This window comes from Hominenteromicrobium sp. (assembly GCF_046974225.1).
GTDB lineage: Bacteria > Bacillota > Clostridia > Oscillospirales > Acutalibacteraceae > Hominenteromicrobium > Hominenteromicrobium mulieris.
Genome location: NZ_JBKWAE010000002.1, coordinates 227,416 through 248,345, shown reverse-complemented (window position 1 = coordinate 248,345; position 20,930 = coordinate 227,416). Strand labels below are relative to the sequence as shown.

The 20,930-nt window shown below is 53.4% G+C and carries 14 protein-coding genes; 6 read left to right on the top strand and 8 right to left on the bottom strand.

Annotated elements, in window-relative coordinates:
• Nucleotides 1-2 precede the first annotated feature (2 nt).
• From ACLTX1_RS02835 to ACLTX1_RS02825, 3 genes are all read left to right on the top strand, one after another.
• Nucleotides 3-2,027: a clostripain-related cysteine peptidase gene (locus tag ACLTX1_RS02835; RefSeq protein ID WP_395506906.1), complete on the top strand. Its 2,025-nt coding sequence runs from the start codon at nt 3-5 to the stop codon at nt 2,025-2,027.
• Between the two features lie 152 nt (nt 2,028-2,179).
• Nucleotides 2,180-3,904 (top strand): ABC transporter ATP-binding protein, encoded by a 1,725-nt coding sequence (locus tag ACLTX1_RS02830; RefSeq protein ID WP_395506907.1) that lies wholly within the window; start codon nt 2,180-2,182, stop codon nt 3,902-3,904.
• Nucleotides 3,901-5,673, top strand: a complete 1,773-nt coding sequence (locus tag ACLTX1_RS02825; RefSeq protein ID WP_412330431.1) for an ABC transporter ATP-binding protein — start codon at nt 3,901-3,903, stop codon at nt 5,671-5,673. Before ACLTX1_RS02830 ends, ACLTX1_RS02825 begins: the two co-directional genes overlap by 4 nt.
• Nucleotides 5,674-5,831: 158 nt before the next feature.
• On the opposite strand, the gene ACLTX1_RS02820 is transcribed toward ACLTX1_RS02825, so the two are convergent.
• Nucleotides 5,832-6,701, bottom strand: coding sequence for an AraC family transcriptional regulator (locus ACLTX1_RS02820; protein WP_412330430.1), 870 nt, complete (start codon nt 6,699-6,701; stop codon nt 5,832-5,834).
• Nucleotides 6,702-6,786: 85 nt separating this feature from the next.
• Between ACLTX1_RS02820 and ACLTX1_RS02815 the strand changes: the two genes are divergently transcribed.
• The 3 genes from ACLTX1_RS02815 (at nt 6,787) to ACLTX1_RS02805 (ending at nt 11,878) form a co-directional block, all read left to right on the top strand.
• Nucleotides 6,787-9,024: a pyruvate formate lyase family protein gene (locus ACLTX1_RS02815; protein WP_412330429.1), complete on the top strand. Its 2,238-nt coding sequence runs from the start codon at nt 6,787-6,789 to the stop codon at nt 9,022-9,024.
• Nucleotides 9,025-9,036: 12 nt separating this feature from the next.
• A complete protein-coding gene (locus ACLTX1_RS02810; protein ID WP_308449860.1) occupies nt 9,037-9,864 on the top strand; it encodes a glycyl-radical enzyme activating protein in 828 nt (275 codons plus the stop codon).
• A 211-nt stretch (nt 9,865-10,075) separates the two neighbouring features.
• A complete protein-coding gene (locus ACLTX1_RS02805; RefSeq protein WP_412264944.1) occupies nt 10,076-11,878 on the top strand; it encodes a hypothetical protein in 1,803 nt (600 codons plus the stop codon).
• A gap of 210 nt (nt 11,879-12,088) precedes the next feature.
• Here ACLTX1_RS02805 and ACLTX1_RS02800 read toward each other — a convergent pair whose 3' ends face one another.
• The 7 genes from ACLTX1_RS02800 to ACLTX1_RS02770 form a co-directional block, all read right to left on the bottom strand.
• Entirely contained in the window at nt 12,089-16,438 is a 4,350-nt protein-coding gene (locus tag ACLTX1_RS02800) for an InlB B-repeat-containing protein (RefSeq protein ID WP_412330428.1), read from the bottom strand.
• Between the two features lie 67 nt (nt 16,439-16,505).
• Nucleotides 16,506-16,859, bottom strand: a complete 354-nt coding sequence (locus ACLTX1_RS02795; RefSeq protein WP_412330427.1) for a hypothetical protein — start codon at nt 16,857-16,859, stop codon at nt 16,506-16,508.
• A gap of 178 nt (nt 16,860-17,037) precedes the next feature.
• Entirely contained in the window at nt 17,038-18,351 is a 1,314-nt protein-coding gene (locus ACLTX1_RS02790) for an AfsR/SARP family transcriptional regulator (protein ID WP_412330426.1), read from the bottom strand.
• Nucleotides 18,352-18,573: 222 nt separating this feature from the next.
• Entirely contained in the window at nt 18,574-19,641 is a 1,068-nt protein-coding gene (locus ACLTX1_RS02785; RefSeq protein ID WP_412330425.1) for a type IV pilus twitching motility protein PilT, read from the bottom strand.
• 15 nt (nt 19,642-19,656) lie between these two features.
• Complete coding sequence (locus ACLTX1_RS02780) at nt 19,657-20,040, bottom strand: hypothetical protein (protein WP_308449403.1); 384 nt, start codon at nt 20,038-20,040, stop codon at nt 19,657-19,659.
• On the bottom strand, nt 20,037-20,462 hold the full coding sequence (locus tag ACLTX1_RS02775; RefSeq protein WP_308449404.1) for a hypothetical protein: 426 nt from the start codon (nt 20,460-20,462) through the stop codon (nt 20,037-20,039). Before ACLTX1_RS02775 ends, ACLTX1_RS02780 begins: the two co-directional genes overlap by 4 nt.
• Nucleotides 20,459-20,923: a DUF4860 domain-containing protein gene (locus ACLTX1_RS02770; protein ID WP_412330424.1), complete on the bottom strand. Its 465-nt coding sequence runs from the start codon at nt 20,921-20,923 to the stop codon at nt 20,459-20,461. Before ACLTX1_RS02770 ends, ACLTX1_RS02775 begins: the two co-directional genes overlap by 4 nt.
• Between the last annotated feature and the right edge of the window lie 7 nt (nt 20,924-20,930).

Below are 20,930 nucleotides of genomic sequence, written 5' to 3'. Positions count from 1 at the left end.
GTATGAAACGGTTTTTATCCCGCGTTTTGCCCCTTTTGCTCAGCTTCGGCTTGATTTTAAACTGCACAGGATGCAGCACGGTTTTGGTCTTAGCCGGTAAAGCTCGTGAAAACAGCGAAGCTTCGTCCTCCGTGATTTCGGAAAGCTCCGCGTCCTCCGGCGTCATCTCCACCCCTGTGCCGACCGAAGACGGCGACCTGCGTGCGTTTTACACGGATGTTGCAAACGCTGAAAGTGTCACGGTAATGGTGTACATGATCGGCTCCGACTTAGAGAGTGAGGACGGCTCCGCGACCGACGACCTTTTGGAAATGGCAGATGCCGCGCTTTCCGAAAACGTTCACCTTGTACTCCAGACCGGCGGCACCGAAACCTGGTGGAACGATGTCTGCACAGACGATGAAAGTGAGCGCTTTGTGATCGAAAACGGCGATATGACGCTGCTCCAAAGCCTTGGCAGCATGAATATGACGGACGCCGACACGCTCTCCGATTTCATTCGCTTCTCCGCCGAAAGCTACCCCGCAGACCGCTACGAGCTCATTTTGTGGGATCACGGCGGCGGCACCATGACAGGCTTCGGCTACGACGAGCTGTACGAAGACACCTCTTTGACGCTCTCGTCGCTCTCCACAGCACTGTATAACGGCGGCGTGCAGTTTGATTTCATCGGCTTTGACGCCTGCCTGATGGCGACGGCAGAGGTGGCCTACGCCTTGGATCCGTATGCGGATTACCTCATCGCCTCCGAAGAATCCGAACCCGGCGAGGGCTGGGCGTACAAAAACTGGCTTACGATGCTGGCGGAAGACCCCGCCGTACCCACGGCGGAGCTCGGCAAAAAGCTGGCGGACGATTTCCTTGAGGCCTATATTTTTGCCGACATGCCGACGCTTTCCGTTTTAGACCTGCGCTATGTGCCGGAATTATACGCCGCGTTGGAAAGCTACTGGGGAAGCGCCTACACCGCACTGCAAAGCGGCAGCTACGGTGCGTTTTCGCAGGTGCGCAACAACGTGCGGGAATTCGGCGACAACGAATACGACCAGGTCGATCTTTCCGACCTCGCCACGCTGACAAAGCAGAGCCTTTCCCTCGGCACCGAGGACGATGTGCAGGCCGCCGTTCAGAATATGGTAGTGTATAACGTCACCTATGAAAAGTCCGCCGCGGGCATTGCAGTCTATTTTCCGTGCCTGTGGCCGGATTATTACGGTGATACACGCTTTGAAATGACCTGCGTCGGCTTCCCGGAATCGTATTTTGAATTCTACGATAAATTCATGAACACGATGCTCTCCGGGCAGTCGCTTTCGCAGAGTGATATCGATTTTTACTCCTACTACGATTGGTTCGATTCCTCCGAGGTTGGCGGCGAAAACGTCACCACAATAAACGGCAACGATTTTGAACTCATCGACAAGGGCGACTATTATGCACTCTCTCTTTCCGATGAAGCATGGAACCTCATCACGTACATTGATATGACCGTTTACCTCGACGACGGCGAGGGATACATTGACCTTGGCAATGACAACGTGTACGAGTTTGACGACGACGGCGACCTGAAAGTCGATTTTGACTATACATGGATCTCGATCGACGGCGTGATTGTGCCGTTCTACGCCGAAACCGAGGAACAGACGGACGATTATTGGTACACAACGGGTTATGTGCCGGCCGAACTGAACGGCAGCACCGATATTGAGATCGTTCTGCGCTGGGACAGCGACCATGACAGCGGCTTTGTTGCGGGCTACCGCTTAAAGACCGAAGAGCCTACGGTAGCGGCAAAGGGTCTGCACAGCTTTACGGAGACGGATCAGATTCAGTACACCTGTTCGTATTATGATTACGATTTCAACTACGACCGGGACTACACGCTCGGCGACCCGGTAACATACACAAGTGAACCCGTCGTCAACTATGAGGAAATCGGCGAATACCGCACGGTGATCCAATACACCCTGCGCGACATCTACAACAACGAACACTTTACAGACCCGGTAGAGCTTTCCTGTGAATAAATAATTCTATAGAACATACCCTGCTGCGCTCCGTAGCAGGGTATGTTTCGATTTGACTTACACTATAATAGGCGGTATAATGAAAATTACTGACAAAAACGGAATTGTATGGAAAACTATGCCGTTTAAACTGTTCGGAAAGGACGAACGCCATGCGAAAGCTCCTCGTTTACATGAAAGACTACAAGAAAGAGTCGTTTTTAGCGCCTCTTTTCAAGCTGCTCGAAGCCACCTTTGAGCTGATTGTCCCACTCGTAATCGCGCAGATCATCGACGTGGGCATTCAGACCGGTGACACCGGCTTCATCATCTCCCGCTGTCTGCTTCTGGTTGGGTTCGGTGTGGTCGGCATGGTCAGTGCCATCACGGCGCAGTATTTTGCCGCAAAGGCTGCCGTGGGCTTTGCCACCGGGCTGCGTCACAGCTTGTTCCAAAAAATCAACGGACTCTCCTTCTCTCTTTTGGACCGTGTGGGCACTTCCACGCTGCTGACACGCATCACAAATGACGTAAATCAGGTGCAGAACGGTGTGAACCTTGTACTGCGCCTGTTTATGCGCTCGCCGTTCATTGTGTTCGGCGCATGCGTTATGGCGTTCACCATTGATCCCGGCAGCGCGCTGCTGTTCCTCATTGTGGTCGCTCTGCTCTCCGTTGTGGTATTCGGCATCATGCTGCTGACCATCAAGCGCTACAAGGCTATTCAAAACCAGCTGGATTCCGTTTTGAACACCACGCGTGAAAATCTGAACGGCGCACGTGTCATACGCGCGTTCTGCGGTGAAGACACCGAAACAGAAAAATTTATCGGCCAAAATTCGCTGCTCTCTAAGCTCCAGAAATCCACGGGCCGTATCTCCGCACTTTTGAACCCGGTTACGTTTATCCTGATTAACGTCGGCATCATTCTGCTCATCCATTACGGCGCTGTTCAAGTCAACACCGGCATTTTGACGCAGGGTCAGGTCGTGGCGCTGTATAACTACATGAGCCAGATTTTAGTTGAGCTCATCAAACTTGCAAACCTCATCATCACCGTAACAAAGTCCTTTGCAAGCGCCGCACGTATCCGCGACGTGCTCGAGCTCGACACAAACACCGTTTATTCCGACGACAAGAAAATCTACAATACCCACGCCGTCGAGTTCGACCGCGTTTCCATGCACTATAACGAAGGCGCGAAGGACGCGCTCGAAAACATCAGCTTCACCGCCGAGCCGGGCGAGATCATCGGCGTTATCGGCGGCACAGGCAGCGGCAAAACGACGCTTGTGGGGCTTATTCCCCGCTTCTACGATGCGTCCTCCGGCACCATCCGCGTGGACGGCCGCAACGTGAATTCCTATTCGCTTGAAGAACTGCGCGAAAAGGTGCACGTCGTATTGCAGCGCGCGGTCTTGTTTCGCGGCACGCTGCGCGAAAACCTGCTTTGGGGCAATAAAAATGCCAACGACGAAGAGATGCAGGCAGCCGTAAAGGCTGCGCAGGCCGCAGACTTCGTACAGAGTAAGGGCGGGCTCGATATGAAGATTACCGCCGAAGGCCGCAACCTTTCGGGCGGACAGCGCCAGCGCCTTTCCATTGCCCGCGCACTTGTGGGTAATCCCGAGATCCTCATTCTGGACGACTCCGCTTCCGCGCTCGACTATGTGACCGAAAAGGCACTGCGCGGCGCGCTTTCCGCACTGCCGAATAAGCCGACGGTGTTCATCGTCTCGCAGCGCACATCTTCGCTGCGGCACGCGGATAAGATTCTCGTCTTAGACAACGGCGCGCTTGTCGGATGCGGCACACACGATGCGCTCCTTGAGAACTGCTCCGTGTACCGCGAGATCTATGACTCTCAGTTTGGCGGAAAGGAGGCAGCTGCGAAATGAGCAAGATAAATAACAAAAACAGTACCATTAAACGTGTTCTTTTGCAAATCCGTCCGTATCTGCCGACCATCATTTTGTTGCTTGCACTTGCCGTAGTCAGCGTGCTGTGCTCGCTGTACATCCCGGTGCTCGTCGGCGAGGCCATCGACGCCATCATCGGCAAGGAACAGGTCAACTTTGCCGTTATCCTGCCTAAGCTCTTCACCTGCGCGGTGCTCATCGGCTGCGCGGCGCTCGCCCAGTGGCTGATGAATGTCTGCGGCAACAAGGTCACGTACAACACCATCCGCGATATGCGCGAGGCAGCCTTTAAAAAAATTCACCGTCTGCCGTTTTCTTACCTCGACGCACACGAAACCGGCGACATCGTTTCCCGCATCATTGCCGATGTTGATCAGTTTGCAGACGGCCTTTTGATGGGCTTCTCACAGCTGTTTACCGGCGTTGTGACGATCATCGGCACCATCGGCTTCATGCTTTCCGTCAACGTTTGGACAACGCTTGTCGTGGTACTTGTCACGCCGCTTTCCATTTTGGTGGCGCGCTTCATCGCAAAGAAAACGTTCGCCATGTTCCGCTTACAGTCCGAAACTCGCGGCCGCCAGACGGCATTCATCAATGAGATGATCACGAACCAGAAGGTCGTGCGCGCATACGGACACGAAGACGAGAACATGGAGAAATTCGACACCATCAACGAAGAGCTGCGCCGCCACACATTAAAGGCGACATTCTTCTCCTCCATCACAAACCCCGCCACGCGCTTTGTAAACTCCGTTGTGTACGCGGCGGTCGCGCTCATCGGCGCTTTTCTGGCCGTGACCGGACAGGGCTTCACCATTGGTATGCTCTCCTGCTTTTTGAGCTACGCAAACCAGTACACGAAGCCGTTTAATGAGATTTCCGGCGTTATCACCGAGCTTCAGAACGCGCTCGCCTGCGCAGACCGCCTGCTTGAATTCCTCGACAGCGAAGAAATGTCTGCCGACCCCGAACTGCTGCCGGAGCACAGCGAGACCGCAAAGGGACAGGTCACGTTCGATAACGTTTGCTTCTCCTATACAAAAGACCGCCCGCTCATCCGCAATTTCAGCTTGGATGTACCAGCAGGCTGCCGCGTCGCCATTGTAGGCCCGACGGGCTGCGGCAAAACGACGATGATCAATCTTCTCATGCGCTTCTACGACCCGGACAGCGGCAGCATCAGCGTGGACGGCACGAATACGCAGACTATCCCGCGCCGCGCACTGCGCCGTAACTTCGGCATGGTCCTGCAGGAAACATGGCTGAAAACCGGCACTGTGCTCGATAACATCCGCATGGGCCGCCCGGACGCTTCCGAAGAAGACGTTATCGCCGCCGCAAAGGCCGCGCACGCACATAGTTTTATTGAGCAGCTGCCAAACGGCTACTATACGCAGATTGGCGAAGACGGCGGCAGCCTTTCCGCCGGACAGAAACAGCTTTTGTGCATCTCGCGCATCATGCTGACGCTGCCTCCTATGCTGATTCTGGACGAAGCGACGTCTTCCATCGATACACGTACCGAGCTGCGCATTCAGCGCGCGTTTGCCAAGCTGATGCGCGGACGCACCTCGTTCGTCGTCGCACACCGCTTATCGACCATCAAGGAATCTGATGTTATCCTCGTCATGCGCGACGGCAACATCGTAGAGCAGGGCAACCATGAATCTCTGCTTGCGAAAAACGGCTTCTACGCCGAGCTGTACCGCAGCCAGTTTACGGATGAGGAACAGCCGGTGGGTTAACGCACAAAAATGCAGCTTTCTCTATTCGAGAGAGCTGCATTTTTTATTTTCTGCCATACCGCACAAAGCTGCGTTTTGCACTTTGTGCGGTATTTTTTGAATATCAATATAGTGGAAGTTTTAGTCAATGCGTTTGAGGAAATCAAACGGCAAAACGATTATGATAGAGATATAGGCGAACCTTGCCCGGACTGCGCATGCGCAAACTGCGTGCGGAACGCCTTCGGTGCACAGCCGTAGCGCTCCGTAAATAAGCGGTAAAACCGGCTTAAGCTGTTAAAGCCGCATGCACCGCAGATTTCAATGACGGGCATGTCCCCCTGCAAAAGCAGCTGCGCCGCCAAAGACAATCGCTTGCCGTTGATGTACTCCGTCGGCGTCATGCCGATGTAGCGGCGAAACGACCGCGTAAGGTGCTCCTGCGACATATTTGCAAGCGCCAAAAGACACGGAAGACCTGTGGTGTAATTTTCGCGCCGCTCCATTTTTTCAAGCAGCTCCGAAAACCACGCAGGCAAAATCGCTTCCGGCGCGGGTGCCGTAAGAAACAGCTGCACCAAATACGGAAACAGGCTTAAAATGTAGCGGCACGCCGTTTCGTTATCGGCAAAGCGGTTCGTGTTCAAAAGCTTTTCCTGCACATCCGTTAAGGTGTGGCCGGAAAGCACACAATGTAACGGCAGCTCCGGCGTATCGAATATGGCGAGGTCAAGCTGCAAATAATCGCACAAGCGCTCAAACACCGTGCACGGAATACCGATATCGAGCAGCTCGAAATCCGCGTTGTTGAAAAAATCATAGCGGTGCACGTCCCTCGGGCGCATCAAAACAAACGAGCCCTCGGAAAGCAGCTGCGAGCGTCCATTCACGGCGTGGATGGCCCCGCCGTGCGAGACGAGAAACAGCTCGTAAAAATCATGCGTGTGAATTTTATACGTCGCCGGCACACCGCACTGGTGCAGAACGCGCGCACCCTCACCGGTGTGCAGATTTTCTTCGGAAAAATGCAGAAGCTCAACGTCGCTCATTTCGGCACCCCTTTCTTCTGCTATTATAACGCGTCAAAAAAGCGGAATCAAGAAATTTTAAATATAAACTGGGGAGGATAACGGTATGTTCAAGACCGATGTTCAAAAACTGCGCAATGCGCTGGAATTCACGCGCATTTACAAAGAGAACGCAAACGACATTTACCTGCGTGAAGCCGCCTGCATGGATTTTCAGCTCCGTCATATCTTAGTGCCGATGGATGAAAACGACGGCATCGCGGGCCGCTATGAGCACGACTTTGTGGGCTTTTCCTCGCAGGTCGGCGGCATTTACACGTATTACTTTAACGAGCATGAATTTTTGAACGCATACATGGCTTGTAAGCAAAACGGTGAGATCACCGCTGCGGAGGACTACGCTTTGCAGGCTGTGCAGGCCTATTGGCACGAGGAAAACACCGCGCGCAAGGTTGAATTGGAATTTTCGAAGCGCTACGGCTATGTGCCGCCGAAAGCTTTTCCCGGTGCGGGCGTGGGCAACTGCGACTGCCGCGTGGCAGGTACAAACCTCGATTTTGAAAAGCTCATCCGTCTCGGCTTTGACGGGCTCGATCAGGAGATCGACCGTGCGGCGGAAGTGAACGGCGCGTCTTCGTTCTACACGGCTTTAAAGCTGTGGATTGAAAGCTTGCGCGGCGCATGCGAGCGTTACCGCGAACAGGCATTGGAGCTTGCCGAAAAAGCAGAGACCGAAGAAGCCAAAACGCGCTTTACAAAGCTTGCCGAAGCACTTTTAAACATTCAGCACAGCACACCGAAGACGTTCCTTGAGGGCGTGCAGCTGATGTGGATCTACGCTGTCAGCAGCGACATTATGAATTACAGCCGCATGGACGATTACCTTGGGCCGCTCTACGCCGCGGATATCGACGCGGGGCGCATCACGGAAGAAGAAGCCGTGCAGACCGTGCTGTATCTCTATAAGCACTTTAAAGAGATTAACAAGATCCATGACTGCCGCGTAATCATCGGCGGCGTGGGCAGAAAGCACCAGAAGGAAGCCGACCGCCTCGCCATCGTCATCATGGAAGCTTCCCGCCGCTTCCGCGAGACTGTGCCGCAGCTCACCCTGCGCTATTACAGCGACATGGACGAGACCGTTTTCCGCAAGGCGATGGAAGTGAATGCGGAGGGCACTACGTTCCCGATTATTTACTCCGATGAGACGAATGTACCGGCTGTGGAAAAGGTCTTTGGCGTTTCGCATGAGGAAGCCGAGCAATATGTGCCGTTCGGCTGCGGCGAATACGTCATGGTCGGTTACAGCGTAGGCACACCGAACAACGGCATCAACGTGCTGAAAGCGCTGGAAATTGCGCTGCACAACGGCCTTGATTTCTACCAGAACGTTTCCTGCGGCGAAAAGACCGGCGACCCGGCGCAGTTTGATACCTTTGAAAAGCTGTATGACGCCGTGCTTGCACAGCTCAAGCCGACCATTGACCGCTTTGCTGTACACAAATACCTCAACTATAAAATTGCAGGCGAAAACGCGCCGTATTTGCACCTCAGCCTGCTTTTGAACGACTGCATCGCGCGCGGCAAGGCGACGTTTGAAGGCGGCGTGCGTTACCTGAATGCTTCCAGCGAAATGTTCGGCATCATCAGCTGTGCAGACAGCCTGACGGCCATCAAAACGCTCGTTTACGACGAGAAGAAGCTCACTTTGCCGGAGCTCATCGATGTGCTGGATCACGATTTTGAGGGGCACGACGATATTCGCCGCATGTGCCTTTCCGCACCGAAATACGGCAACGACGACGACACGGCTGACGACATCGCAACGCGCCTTTTCACCGATATTGCCGACCTTACCATGGCGGCAGGTAAAGCTGCGGGGCTTGACCACTACAATATTGTCAGCGTCAACAACTCCATGAGCGCAGAATGGGGTAACTTCTGTGCGGCGTCTGCCTGCGGCAGAAAGGCCGGCAGCCCCATGGCAAACGCCAACGGCGCTTCCATCGGCGCAGATAAGTGCGGCATTACGGCGCTGCTCAACTCCATGTCGAAGTTTGACAATACAAAGCACGTGGGCGTTATCAACAATGTGCGCTTCACAAAGGAGCTCTTCAAGGGCTCTATGGATAAAGTAGAAGCCGTCTTGAAGGCGTTTTACGACAACGACGGCGTGCAGACGAACCTGTGCGTCATCGGCAAGGATGACCTTGAAAACGCCATGGTGCACCCGGAAAACTACCAGAACCTCCTCGTGCGTATCGGCGGCTTCTCCGCGAGATTCGTCACACTGAATCCTATTGTGCAGCGCGAGATTATTGAGCGTACGACCTACGGCGCGTAAGCGGAGGCCGATATGCGGGATCTTATTTTTGATATTCAACGTTTTTGCGTGTATGACGGGCCGGGCATTCGCACCACCGTGTTTTTCAAAGGGTGCAACATGCACTGTGCGTGGTGCCACAATCCGGAAAGCTTTTCAACCGATGCCGAGCTCTTGTTTCGCCACGAAAAATGCACGCCCTGCGGGGCATGCACTGCGGTATGTCCGAACGGAGCGCATGAAATAAAAGCAGACGGCACACATGTTTTTGACCGTGCAAAATGCGCGGCGTGCGGCAAATGTGCCGAAGTATGTCCGAACGATGTCCTGGAGCTTTCCGGGCGCGAAATGACGGTGGAAGCCGTGATGAAGCAGATCGACAAGGACGCAAAATATTACCGCTCGTCAAAAGGCGGCGTCACCTTTTCGGGCGGCGAGGCTTCTTTGCACTTTGAACTCCTGAAAAAGCTGCTTACAGCCTGCCGCGAAAAAGGGTACCACACCGCGCTGGAGACAAACGGTTTGATCTCTGCCGCACATTTAAAAGAACTGATACCGCTCACCGATCTTTTTCTGTTCGATTTTAAGCACAGCGACCCCGATGCCCTCAAAAAATGGGCAAGCGCGCCGCTTGCGCCGATCCTCGAGTCCCTGGCAGCCCTTGAGGACGCGCATGCGCATGTGTGGTTGCGCTGTCCGGTCATTCCGGGCGTGAACGACACGGACGCGCACTTTGTGAGGCGATTTGTGCGCTCAAGCATCAATATACCTGTATTGAAAAGGCCGAGATCATGGCATACCATGACATCGGCAAAACGAAATGGGACGCGCTGGGGATACCGTATTCGCTCGCCGCGCTGAAGACCGTTTCGCCGGAACAGAAACATATTTGGGAGACTAAAATAGCCGATTAGCGGCACTTTTGGGGATAAGAGAGGGAACGCTTCGTTCCCTCTCTTTGCTTTATCTCCCACATTTTTTCTAAACATTTGACAGATTTCCCGGAATATTGTATGCTATGGAAAACACCGCAAATTTTCCCTGCGGGACCACAAACATTAGGAGGTCACTTATGTTTTGTATATACTGCGGCGCCACCTTGCCGGAGGGCGCGAAAAAATGCACACTCTGCGGCAACCCCGTTTTGCGCCCGCCGGAAGCCACTGCACAACCCGTAAGCGAACCGGAGTCGGAATCTGCCCCCGCATCGGAAACGCCCACGGAGCCTGCCGTGGAAGACATCTCCTCAAATTCGACAGAGAGCCTCTCCGAAGCGGAACCGACACCCGAAGCTGAAGATACCCCTTCAAACAGTCCGGACAGCGAAGATATTTACAACCATTCCCCGATGGACTTCACGGAGGATATTTCCTCCGGCGATGCGCTCGGCGACAAACCCGAAGGCATGGAGCACGAGGGCACATTCACCGTTTCCCCCACCCCGGAGGAAATTTCAGGGCCGGAGCCGCGCGTGCAACCCATAGAATATACGTATAACGACGGCTACGCCTATGAAGAATACGACGAAAAGCCGAAGAAAAAGCGTTCTTTTAAATGGCTTTTCATCGTGCTGCCCATTCTTATCGCCATCGGCGCTACAATCGGCGGCATTTTCTGGTGGTACAATGCACCCATGCAAAAGCTCACCCGCGCGCTTGACGCTTACGATTATTCCGCTGCGGCGCAGGTACTTCCCACGCTTTCAAAGGACGAACTCGCTTCGGTCTCCGACCAAATGCAGGAATATGCCCAGACGGTCATCGACCGATACAATAAAAACGAAGCGAACTACGACAGCTCCTATGAGCTGCTCGACCGCCTGCAAAAGCTGTTCCCGAACATCGGTCTCGACGATCAGCTCGACGGCATTCAATCGCTGAAAGACTCCAAAGAGGCCTACAAAAACGGCAAAAGCCTGCAGGCACAGGGCGAAGACGGCCGCGCCATTACGGAATATCAGAAGGTCATTCACGCCGATGTGAACCACGACGACGCGCAGACGCAAATTCAAAACATCCGCACCGCGTACAAAGAAAAAGTGTTAAGCGATGCGCAGAGCCGCGCGGACGAGAAAGATTTCCTCGGTGCCGAAGCCATTTTGATGAACAGCGCCGATATCCTCGGCGATGATAAAGACATCCAGGCTAAGCTGGAAGAGATTAAGGACGCAGAGCTCAACAACTACGTGGAAACGCTGCTCAGCACCGCCAAAACGCTCGCGGATGACGGCGACCTGCCCGGCGCTGTTAACGTGCTGCAGGACGCCACACGCAACGACAAGCGCATCGACGCGCAGATTGCCACCTACAAAAACCAGTATAAGCAAAAAGTTCTCGATGCTGCCGCAAAGCAGGCCGGTGAAAGCCGCTATTATGACGCGGTGGAAACGCTGCAAAACGCCGATGACATCCTCTCCGGCGACAACGACATTGCGGCAAAAATCGAAGAATACAGGGCGCTTTACCCCGTTTCGCTGACAGATCTTTCTCCAAGCGGCGGCGAAGATTGCAGCCAGAACTGGACAGCCTATGACGCAAACGGCAATGCGTACAGCAACGGCCTTAACTTCTCGCTGTACCCTGTCATCGCAAAAACCGTCTACACCGAATACGCCCCGAACGGACAATATAAGCGCCTGACGGGAACATGGGTCGTGGAGGGCGATACCTCCGATGATTTTATCGGCACGGTTCGCATTTATGTGGACGGCAATTTGCAGTATGAAGTTTCCTCGCTCACGGTGAACAGCCCCGCAAGCGCACTGAGCCTGAGCATTTCCGACGCTTCCACCGTTCGCATTGAAGTGAAGGGCGAGTTCGCCTCGCTGCGTGCCGTCGGTTATCTGTACCTTGCAGATGCGAAATTTGAAAACTAAACCGCTATAAAAAGAGATACCGCACAGGGTAAACTCACCTTGTGCGGTATTCTTTTGCGCAAAGCCTGCCGTGCGGTCTATGCGCGTGCAGCTGATCCTTCCACAATACAGAAAAACTCTGTGGAAAACACAACGCGCATAAGAAACGGGATGTCCCTTTTTGGGGGACATCCCGTCTTACTTTGGCTTACGCCTTATGCTTTTGTTCCATCACGCGTTTGCTGCGTTCTCGTCTTCGTCGTTTTCGTCCTTCCTCTTTTTGCAGAGGACCATAACAACGACCTGTACCAGCGCGATTACAACATGGAGGATTGTCCACTTGTCGACGAAGATCATCGGCAGGGTCATGTCTTCGGTGAAGATGAAGACGATGATGGCAATCAGAGCCGGGATGATGCTGATGAGTCTCCAAAGGCCCTTCTTGTTCTTTTCGTACTCCATAACCTCTTTGCCGTTCTCATCGAGAACCACGTTGCCGTCTTCGTCTTCCAACGCCTTCTTTTTCTTGCCGATATAGCCGATGAGAAGGAGGATGGAAAGGAGGGTCGTCACGATGGTGAGGATCAGGTTGATGAGTGCCCAAGCGCCCGTGCCGAGACCTGCGAGCGGCGTTGCGTTATCTGCGATATCTTCACCGTTTGCAAGCGGTGTTTCGTTATCGTTGATCGTTTCGCCTATTTCGCCGTCATTATTGCCATCGCCTTTTCCGCCGTTATCGCTCGGCGTTGTGGAAGGTGTGGCAGTCGGTTTCGGGGTGGGTGTTGCAACCGTAGCCGGAACGACCGGAGCTACCGGCGTCGGAGTAGGTGTTGCCGGGTTCGGATTCGGGTTCGGATTTGGAGCCGGAGTAGGTGTAGACTCTTCTGTCGGAACCGGAGTAGGTGTAGACTCTTCTGTCGGAGCCGGTGTAGGTGTAGGCTCTTCTGTCGGAGCCGGAGTGGGTGTAGGCTCTTCTGTCGGAGCCGGAGTAGGTGTAGGCTCTTCTGTCGGAGCCGGCGTAGGTGTAGGCTCTTCTGTCGGAGCGGGTGTAGGTGTAGGTTCTTCCGACGGAGCCGGTGTAGGTGTCGGCTCTTCCGACGGAATCGGGGTCGGCGTGGGATTTGCTTCCCAAACAGCCTTCAGCACAACGTCCTTAGCCGGCATCGTGAACGCATCGTTCTCGATCGTAACCTCTTCGCTTCTCCAACCCGAGAACTTATAGCCCTCTCTGGTCGGGACCGTCTTTATAACCTCTACTGTTGCTTTGTACTCGTACTTGAACTCGTTGGTCGCTTCAGTCCACTCGCCGCCGTTGAGGTCGTACGTTACATTGTACTTGTTCGTGGTCTTCTCATACACTGCTACGTAAGTCTGGTTGCCCTTAACTTCCGTGTAGTCCTTATCCCAGCCCTTGAACGTGTACGTATACTGTGCATCTGCCGCCTTCGTCGGTTCAACACCTTCGAACTTCGGTATTGCTCCGTACTCGTAGTCCTTCTGGTCGATGAGCGTCGTTCCGTCTTCATCTACCCACTTTACTGTGTACTTGTTCGTGGTCTTCTCATACACTGCCACGTAAGTCTGGTTGCCCTTAACTTCCGTGTAGTCCTTATCCCAGCCCTTGAACGTGTACGTATACTGTGCATCTGCCGCCTTCGTCGGTTCAACACCTTCGAACTTCGGTATTGCTCCGTACTCGTAGTCCTTCTGGTCGATGAGCGTCGTTCCGTCTTCATCTACCCACTTTACTGTGTACTTGTTCGTGGTCTTCTCATACACTGCCACGTAAGTCTGGTTGCCCTTAACTTCCGTGTAGTCCTTATCCCAGCCCTTGAACGTGTACGTATACTGTGCATCTGCCGCCTTCGTCGGTTCAACACCTTCGAACTTCGGCATTGCTCCGTATTCGTAATCCTTCTGGTCGATGAGCGTCGTTCCGTCTTCATCTACCCACGTTACCGTGTACGTCTTCACCTGCCAAACCGCATAGAGATCGTTATCGCCGTTAGCGTCGACAAAGACCGTAGCGCCTACTTTGTATGTAACCGTATTGCTGTCCGGCGTGGTTGCCCAGCCGAGGAACTTGTAGCCTGTGGGAGCGGTGAAGCCGACATAGTCACGCGATCTTACGGTTGCGGTCGTATTCTTCGGGTGATTACCATCCTTAAAGGTAGCGTTATTGTAGTTGCCATCTTTATCTGTGAAATTATAATGATACGTAATCGTCACGGTTTGGGGCTTAATGGTGTAGACTGCCCTCAACGTGATGTTCTTTGTGACGGTAATCTTATCGCCCGGGTAGATGAGCTTGCCTTCCATTTCCCAAGCACGGAAGTTTTCGGAATTTTCCGGCGAAAGTACGCGGGCGGAGCTGCCGTTTACATACTTCTGGTTATCCATTTTTACATTCGTACCCTCAACGTATGTGACCGTGAAGCCATCCTTTGCGGAGGGGAAGAACGGGGAAATCGTAACGGAGCTGTAAAGCTCGGTATCTACATTGAACAGCGCGCCGTTGGAATCAATCCAAGCGGAGGGCTGTTCCTCCTTGAACTTTTCAAGCAGTGCCTTAAAATCTTTGGAATCCGAAAGTTTTTTGCCGTACTCAACATTGATCGTTCTTACTTCGCCGTCCGCAGAGGCCGTCAGGTAAACCTTAGCTTCAATAACCGGCGCCTGCCACTTTGCGTAGAGCGTAATGTTCTGTGCGGGCATCGTCTTGCCGTCGAAGACATATGCCGTGCCTGCGCAAAGCTCGTTATCATACCAGCCTGCAAACGTAAAGTTTGCGGGTACACCAGCCGGTTTTTCAGGTGCGTAGTTGACATTGGAAATATCCTGCTGATACTTGAGCTTAACTTCGCTATCCTTTGTACCTTTATTCATGAAAACGATACTATAGGAATTACGGGTATAGTAGAATCTTGCGTTGTTGTAACTACGTCCATTTTGCGTACCACTACTGTACGTAAAGCCAGTAATTGGATACTTATCTTCTTTTGATACTGTATAACCTCTACCAGGACTTGTATCGTGGTGATCTTCTTTATAGGTTACTCCACCGACAGTAGTTGTTCCCTTTTCGCCCGGCAGAACTTCTACATAATAGTATGCAGTCTCACTGCCTCTACCGGTTTTAGGGCCATAGAAAGTCGCACCATTCAATGGCATGGTATTAATATTGACCTGATAGGTACTACCGCCATCACTTGTGCTCCATGTGTTGCTGCCATTGTAAGTAGGCCACTTCTTACTGATGTTCGCGCCATATTTTGCCGTAATTCTAAGACTTGTATACTCCTGAGAAGGAGAATATTCCCAGCCCCAACCACTACTATAACTGTAGAACTTAACGTCGTAAATATTTCTCTTATAATAAACGTTTACGATTGTGGAACCGTCACCGGCAATGGTCTTCTGCTCAATCTTCTGTGCAGTAAAGCCCTGATAATCTTCATCTTTGCTGCTTTTTGCAGTGGCAGCTGTCTTTGCGCCAGTAGTGCCAGATTTTATTTCGATATCCTTTGAGGAATACTCGTTATCATCTGCATTTTCCTGCCAATGGATAACGGTGTATTCCGTTTTGGAATTGGTTTTCCAGCGTGCGGTGACGGTTGCTTCTGCGGAAACAGATGTTACTTTCTGACCATCGATATACCAACCGTCGAACGTGTAACCGCTGCGGGTGGGTGTGACCGCGCTCAGGTCAAGCGGCGCTCCCATCTGGAACTTCGGCGCCACGTAGTCGCCGCCGTCGGTATTGAACGTGACCCAGAAACCGGTTTTAACTACCGGGTAAACGTATGTAACGCCGGCTGCAAATGTGATGGTTTCGGGGGTATCGCTGCCCTGCGTGGTGCTCCAGCCGACAACGCCTTTATCTTTGCTCATGGTGAGCTCGACTTTTGCGGTCGCGGCGTTCAGAACGTCTTCGCCGACCGTTTCACCGGCTGTGCCCGCGGCGGTGTGGTAAACCACGGTATCGCCGTCTTCATCCAAGAAGTACACGTAGCTGTACTCCTCAAACTTCGCCGTAACGGTCACTTCCTTGCCGCTGACAGTCGCGACTTCGCCGAAGCTTAACGGGGTCTCACCGACATACCACCCAACAAAGCGTGCGTTTTCCTTTGTCGGTGCAGGCGGCTCGAGGAGCTCTTCGCCTGCGGCGACGGTCTGCTTCCACTCGGTCAGTTCCTTGCCATCTGCATCATCTGCATCATAGAAACGGTAGGTATCGACCTTGGGCTTCTCGTCGTCCGGACGCAGCATAGTCAATGCAATGCCCGTTTCCGCGCTCTGTTTCGCCGGCGCAGCTTCCTCTGCACCGGCGGCGGGGGTCGCCTGTGCTTCCACTTCAACGGGAGCCGGGGTCTCTACCGGAGTGGGAGTGGGTGTCTCCTCCGGAGATGCGGTCTCCTCGGGCGCAGGCGTCTCGTCAACGACCGGCGTTCCCCCCTGCATAACATCCCCTGTTGCAGTGTAGGTGTTCGTTTCCTCATCACTCATTGCAAACGCGCCCGTAGGACATGCCGAAACCAGCATACATGCGCTCAGCAACACGGCGATGATCTTCTTTTTCATAGTGTTTTCCTCCAATCCTGTGATTTGTCCGTTTTATAACAAATATGGATTCCTAAATTGATGTGTGTTACTGTGCCAAAACCGTTTCCATTTGGATGAGCAGCTCCAGCACACTGCGAAACGCGGCCTCTTTGCCGCCTTTTGTCCACCGCAGTCTCCCCTGCCAGCTGTAATTCTGGCGGAACAGGATGTCCAGTTCAAACGTGGGTGTTTCCGTACATTTTATGGGAGAAGCTTTCGGCGCGCCGCCTGTATCCAACTGATCTTCCAAAAGCAAGATCAGGCGTGAAAGACTTCGGAATAGGGTTTCCTCCGGAAACGTCCCGCCGGAGACCCTGCCGCGGATGACACCGTCCTCCGCTTCATCCACAAAGATACGGAAGGTCTCTGTGCCGATCGGTAGCATACGATTTTCTTTCACCTAACCCCTCCCTTTTGTCTTTTGTGATTCTATTTTACACAAAGGTGCTATGAGAACGCTATGATTAAGAAGTTTTTTCATAGAAAAATGACCCATTTTCTCATAAAAAAAGAAAATAGGTCGTAGTTTTTTTGTTAATTATGTTGTGTCAACCGGTTTATTTTTTCAGGTGACGGTTTTATGCCTTTCGTCGCTCCGTTTTCTCCGTTGCTTTTTCTTCTGCGCTCATATGTATGTGGCGCAGGTCGAGCGATTTAAAGGTGTAGGCCGCACCGCTTTTCGGGTATTCCTTTTGGAACCGATTGAACACACGGCGGGAAACGAGCCCGCCGTTTTCGCCGGTCGCACCCGGCAGCAGCACCCAAAACTGGTTTGCGCCCACCTTTGTGAACGGGTCGCCCGCGCGCAGTTCGTTTAAAAGCGTCCCTTCCATCTGCTTCATATATATAGCACGCTTTTCCGGGTCTATCGAGCGGTTTGCAAGCCGCACAATCATCAACGCCGCAGGGGTATCGTTTCGGCGCATCTCGCGCACATGCAGGTTTACAATCTCGCGGAAAACGTTGTTATCACAGCAAAACGCACCGGTTTCCTGTTCTTTTTCAAGCAGGAACGTTTGAATATCGTCTTCACTCGCCTCGCTGCCGTAAAGCTCCTGCACCGCAAGTGCCTTCTGCGCCTCCAGCTCCGCCGAAGGCGAAACACCATAGACCTCCCGGTACAGCGAAGCGATGTAATCATAGTGTTCCAGCGCTTTTTTCGGGTTTTTGTTTTTTATGAGCGCCTGCATCAAAAACACGCTGAATTCCTCTGCGGCGGGATCTAAACGGATAACGCCCGTGCAGAGCTTTTCCGCATCCGTAATGCGTCCGAGCTTCAAAAGGCGATCCACCGCCGCGCGACATAGGCGCGTATAAAGCGAGCGGTAATACGTGTTGAGGTTGATGCACCAGAACTCCGCTGCGCTTTCCGTAAGAAAATCGCCGGTGTAAAGCGCCACGGCCTCCTGCGCCAGGGCAACCGATTTTTCCATATCTTCTTCGGCAAGCGCTGCCTTTGCAAGTGTTTCAAATTGCTCCACGTCAAGCTGCGTCTCGCGGTCCGGCGCCCAGCGATAATAGCCCTTTTCGTTATGGATTATAACCTTTGCGTGCGTAAAGCCGAGCTCTGCTAGCGCAGCCCTTGCGCGGCTGACATTATTTTGCAGCGTGCTTAACGGGTTATCGTTTTCGGCTTCCGGCCACAGCAGGTCGATGAGCTCCTGTGCGGAAACACCGCGGTTTCTGTTCAGAATAAGGTATGCCGTAAGCGTCCACAATCTTCTGGAACGTCCCGTGAGGCTCACAGCGTGCGGAACCTCCATACCTTCCTGCTTTAAGGTAAACTTGCCGAACATGGTCACATCGATCTTCGGCACAACCTGTATCGTTTCACCGTTCTGTGCTTCACACGGCAGCCCGGTGGTTTCAATTTCTTTCGCTGTTCGACTCATGAACGGTTCATCTCCCTCTTTCAGAAATAACAGTTCAAAATATCACCCCGGCTATTGCGAAAAAAATAATATTCCGAACTTGTTCTTTTCATAAAGTATAGCACGCTTCACGGCATTTGTAATCCACCGAAAGGTGGAAAATGCGATTTTTCTCATAAGTATTTACTTTTTTGTCGGAGAAAATACCTTTTTTTGGCGAAAGGTCGCGCTAAAAACTATGACTTAAAGTAATTGCAGACGTTTTTGCATTGTCTCATAGTTCGTGCAGTAGTAAAGCGCCGTCTCCTCTGTGATGCGCTTTTGCCGTACAAGGTCCGCAAGCGCCATGTCCATGGTGCGCATGCCCTGCGCCGCGCCGGAAGCGATGGCGGCATCGAGCTGATGCGTTTTGCTTTCGCGGATCATATTGCGTATCGCAAGTGTGGAATACATGATTTCAAACACCGGGATGGGTGTGCCGTCTATACCGGGCACGAGCTGCTGACTGATGACCGCCTGCAAAACCATGGAAAGCTGTAAGCGGATCTGCGCCTGCTGGTTCGGCGGAAATGCGTCGATGATGCGGTCAATCGTATTCGCCGCGCCGGTGGTGTGCAGGCTCGAAAGCAATAGCTGCCCCGTTTCGGCGGCGGTCATCGCAACCTCCATTGTCTCTTTGTCGCGCATTTCGCCGAGCAAAATCACGTCCGGGCTTTCGCGCAGCGCACTGCGCAAAGCGGCGACGTAGCTCGGGCAGTCGCAGCCGATCTCACGTTGGCTCACAATGCACTTATCGTGGCGATGGATGTACTCTACCGGATCCTCGAGCGTCAGAATATGTCCCGTGCGCGTACGGTTGATCTCGTTGATGATACACGCGAGCGTTGTGGACTTACCGCTGCCCGCTGAGCCCGTAACGAGCACGATGCCTTTTTTCATCTGTGCCGCGCGCATGACCTCCGGCGGAATGTGCGCTTCTTCGGCCGTAGGCAGACCGAAGCGGATGACGCGCACCACGGCGGCAATGCTGCCGCGCTGGCGGAACAGATTCACACGGAAGCGTCCCGTACCGCTGAGCGAGAACGAAAAATCGTCATCGGTCGCACTGCCGTTTAAGCAGTGCGGCTCACGCGCGGCAAGACGATAGATTTCCGCTGCGAACGCTTCGGTCTTTTCGGGCGTGAAGGCGCCGTCCGCCGTTTCACGCTGCTGTTCGCCGCGCACCTTATACGTCAGCGGCAGGCCCGCTACCACGAAAATATCGGAAGCGCCGCGCTCCACGGCACTTTTCAAAATTTCAGTCATATTCATTGTACTCCGCCTTTCTTACCCGAGGTTCAGGGAGTCATCCGGCTGCCAGCGCGCTGTGCAGCGCCATTTTGCAATCTCATAGCTGCCGTTTATCTTATTTAAGCAGATCTCAAGCTGCATGTTGCCGCGCGTGATTTCCGTTTTGAGCGTGGTTTCGGTCTCTTCCGTGTTTTCCGGCAGATCTCCCGCACCCTTTAAATACGCATCTGCTTCGGAAAGCCAGTCTTGCCCGGCGTTTTCGCAGGCATACAGCACTTCCACGTGCTCGCCGTAACGCTCTGCGGCACGGCGATCGGATACGGCAGAGGACACCGTAAGCACGCCAAAAATGGCGACGCACAGCACAACGACCGCGAACAGCACCGCGATGCTGCCGATGCGGAATCGATTTCGGCTCATGGCGTTCCCTCCTTCGGCTGGTAGCACCGTACATTCAGCGCATAAATTTCTTTATCCTGCTCCGCCGTGTACGCCGTGATTTTCCCGGCATACAACGCTCCCGTTTCGGTCTCGGCGGCGGTCACTTCGGTTTTTATATAATAGTAAGCGTCCGCTTCCGCACAGCTTGTCATATCTTTTGTGAAATATGCCATTTCGCCGTTTTCGGGGATCTCTCCCGCGCGAAACTCCTCTGCGGCGCTGCGGCACAGCGCAATGCCTGCGCTTTCCCTCGCCGCTTCATCGCTGATGACGGCCGCGCGCAGGAACACGCACGCAATGACACCGCAGCACGCGACAAATGCCAGAACAAACACAAGCAGCGGGGTCATAAAGCCCATGCGGTGACGCGTTTCACTGCGCTTTTCCTCGTAATCTATCATGCCGCGCCACCTCCGTCACAATACGCGCCGGCGGTCATGCCGTCCGCAGTGATCGTTAAAAGCCCGCTTTCCGAAAGCTCGGCTTTAAACGTTTTAAGGTCGCACAACTTTTCGGCGTTATTGGGGTCGATCTCCGCTGTGACCCGTGAAAACTCCGTGCGCAGCGCGTTTTCATATAAATAGATGCGCGTTTCGAAGTCGCTTTCCGGCTCGCGCAGGCACACCGCCGGGCCCTCCGGGCCGTCGATCAGGCGGATGTTCCCTTTGCCGCCGCACGCTGCCGTTTGGCTTTGAATATACGAAAGCGCGCTGCGCTGCTTTGCGTGTGCGTCGCGGGCATCCATCGTATCGGAATACAGCCACGCGCCCGCAAGCGTCAACACCAAAAGCGATGCGATGAGCAATGCATACAGCAGAAGCAGCATCAGAGAAGTGCTGTTTCTCTTTTTCGGTTCCGTCATGCGCCCT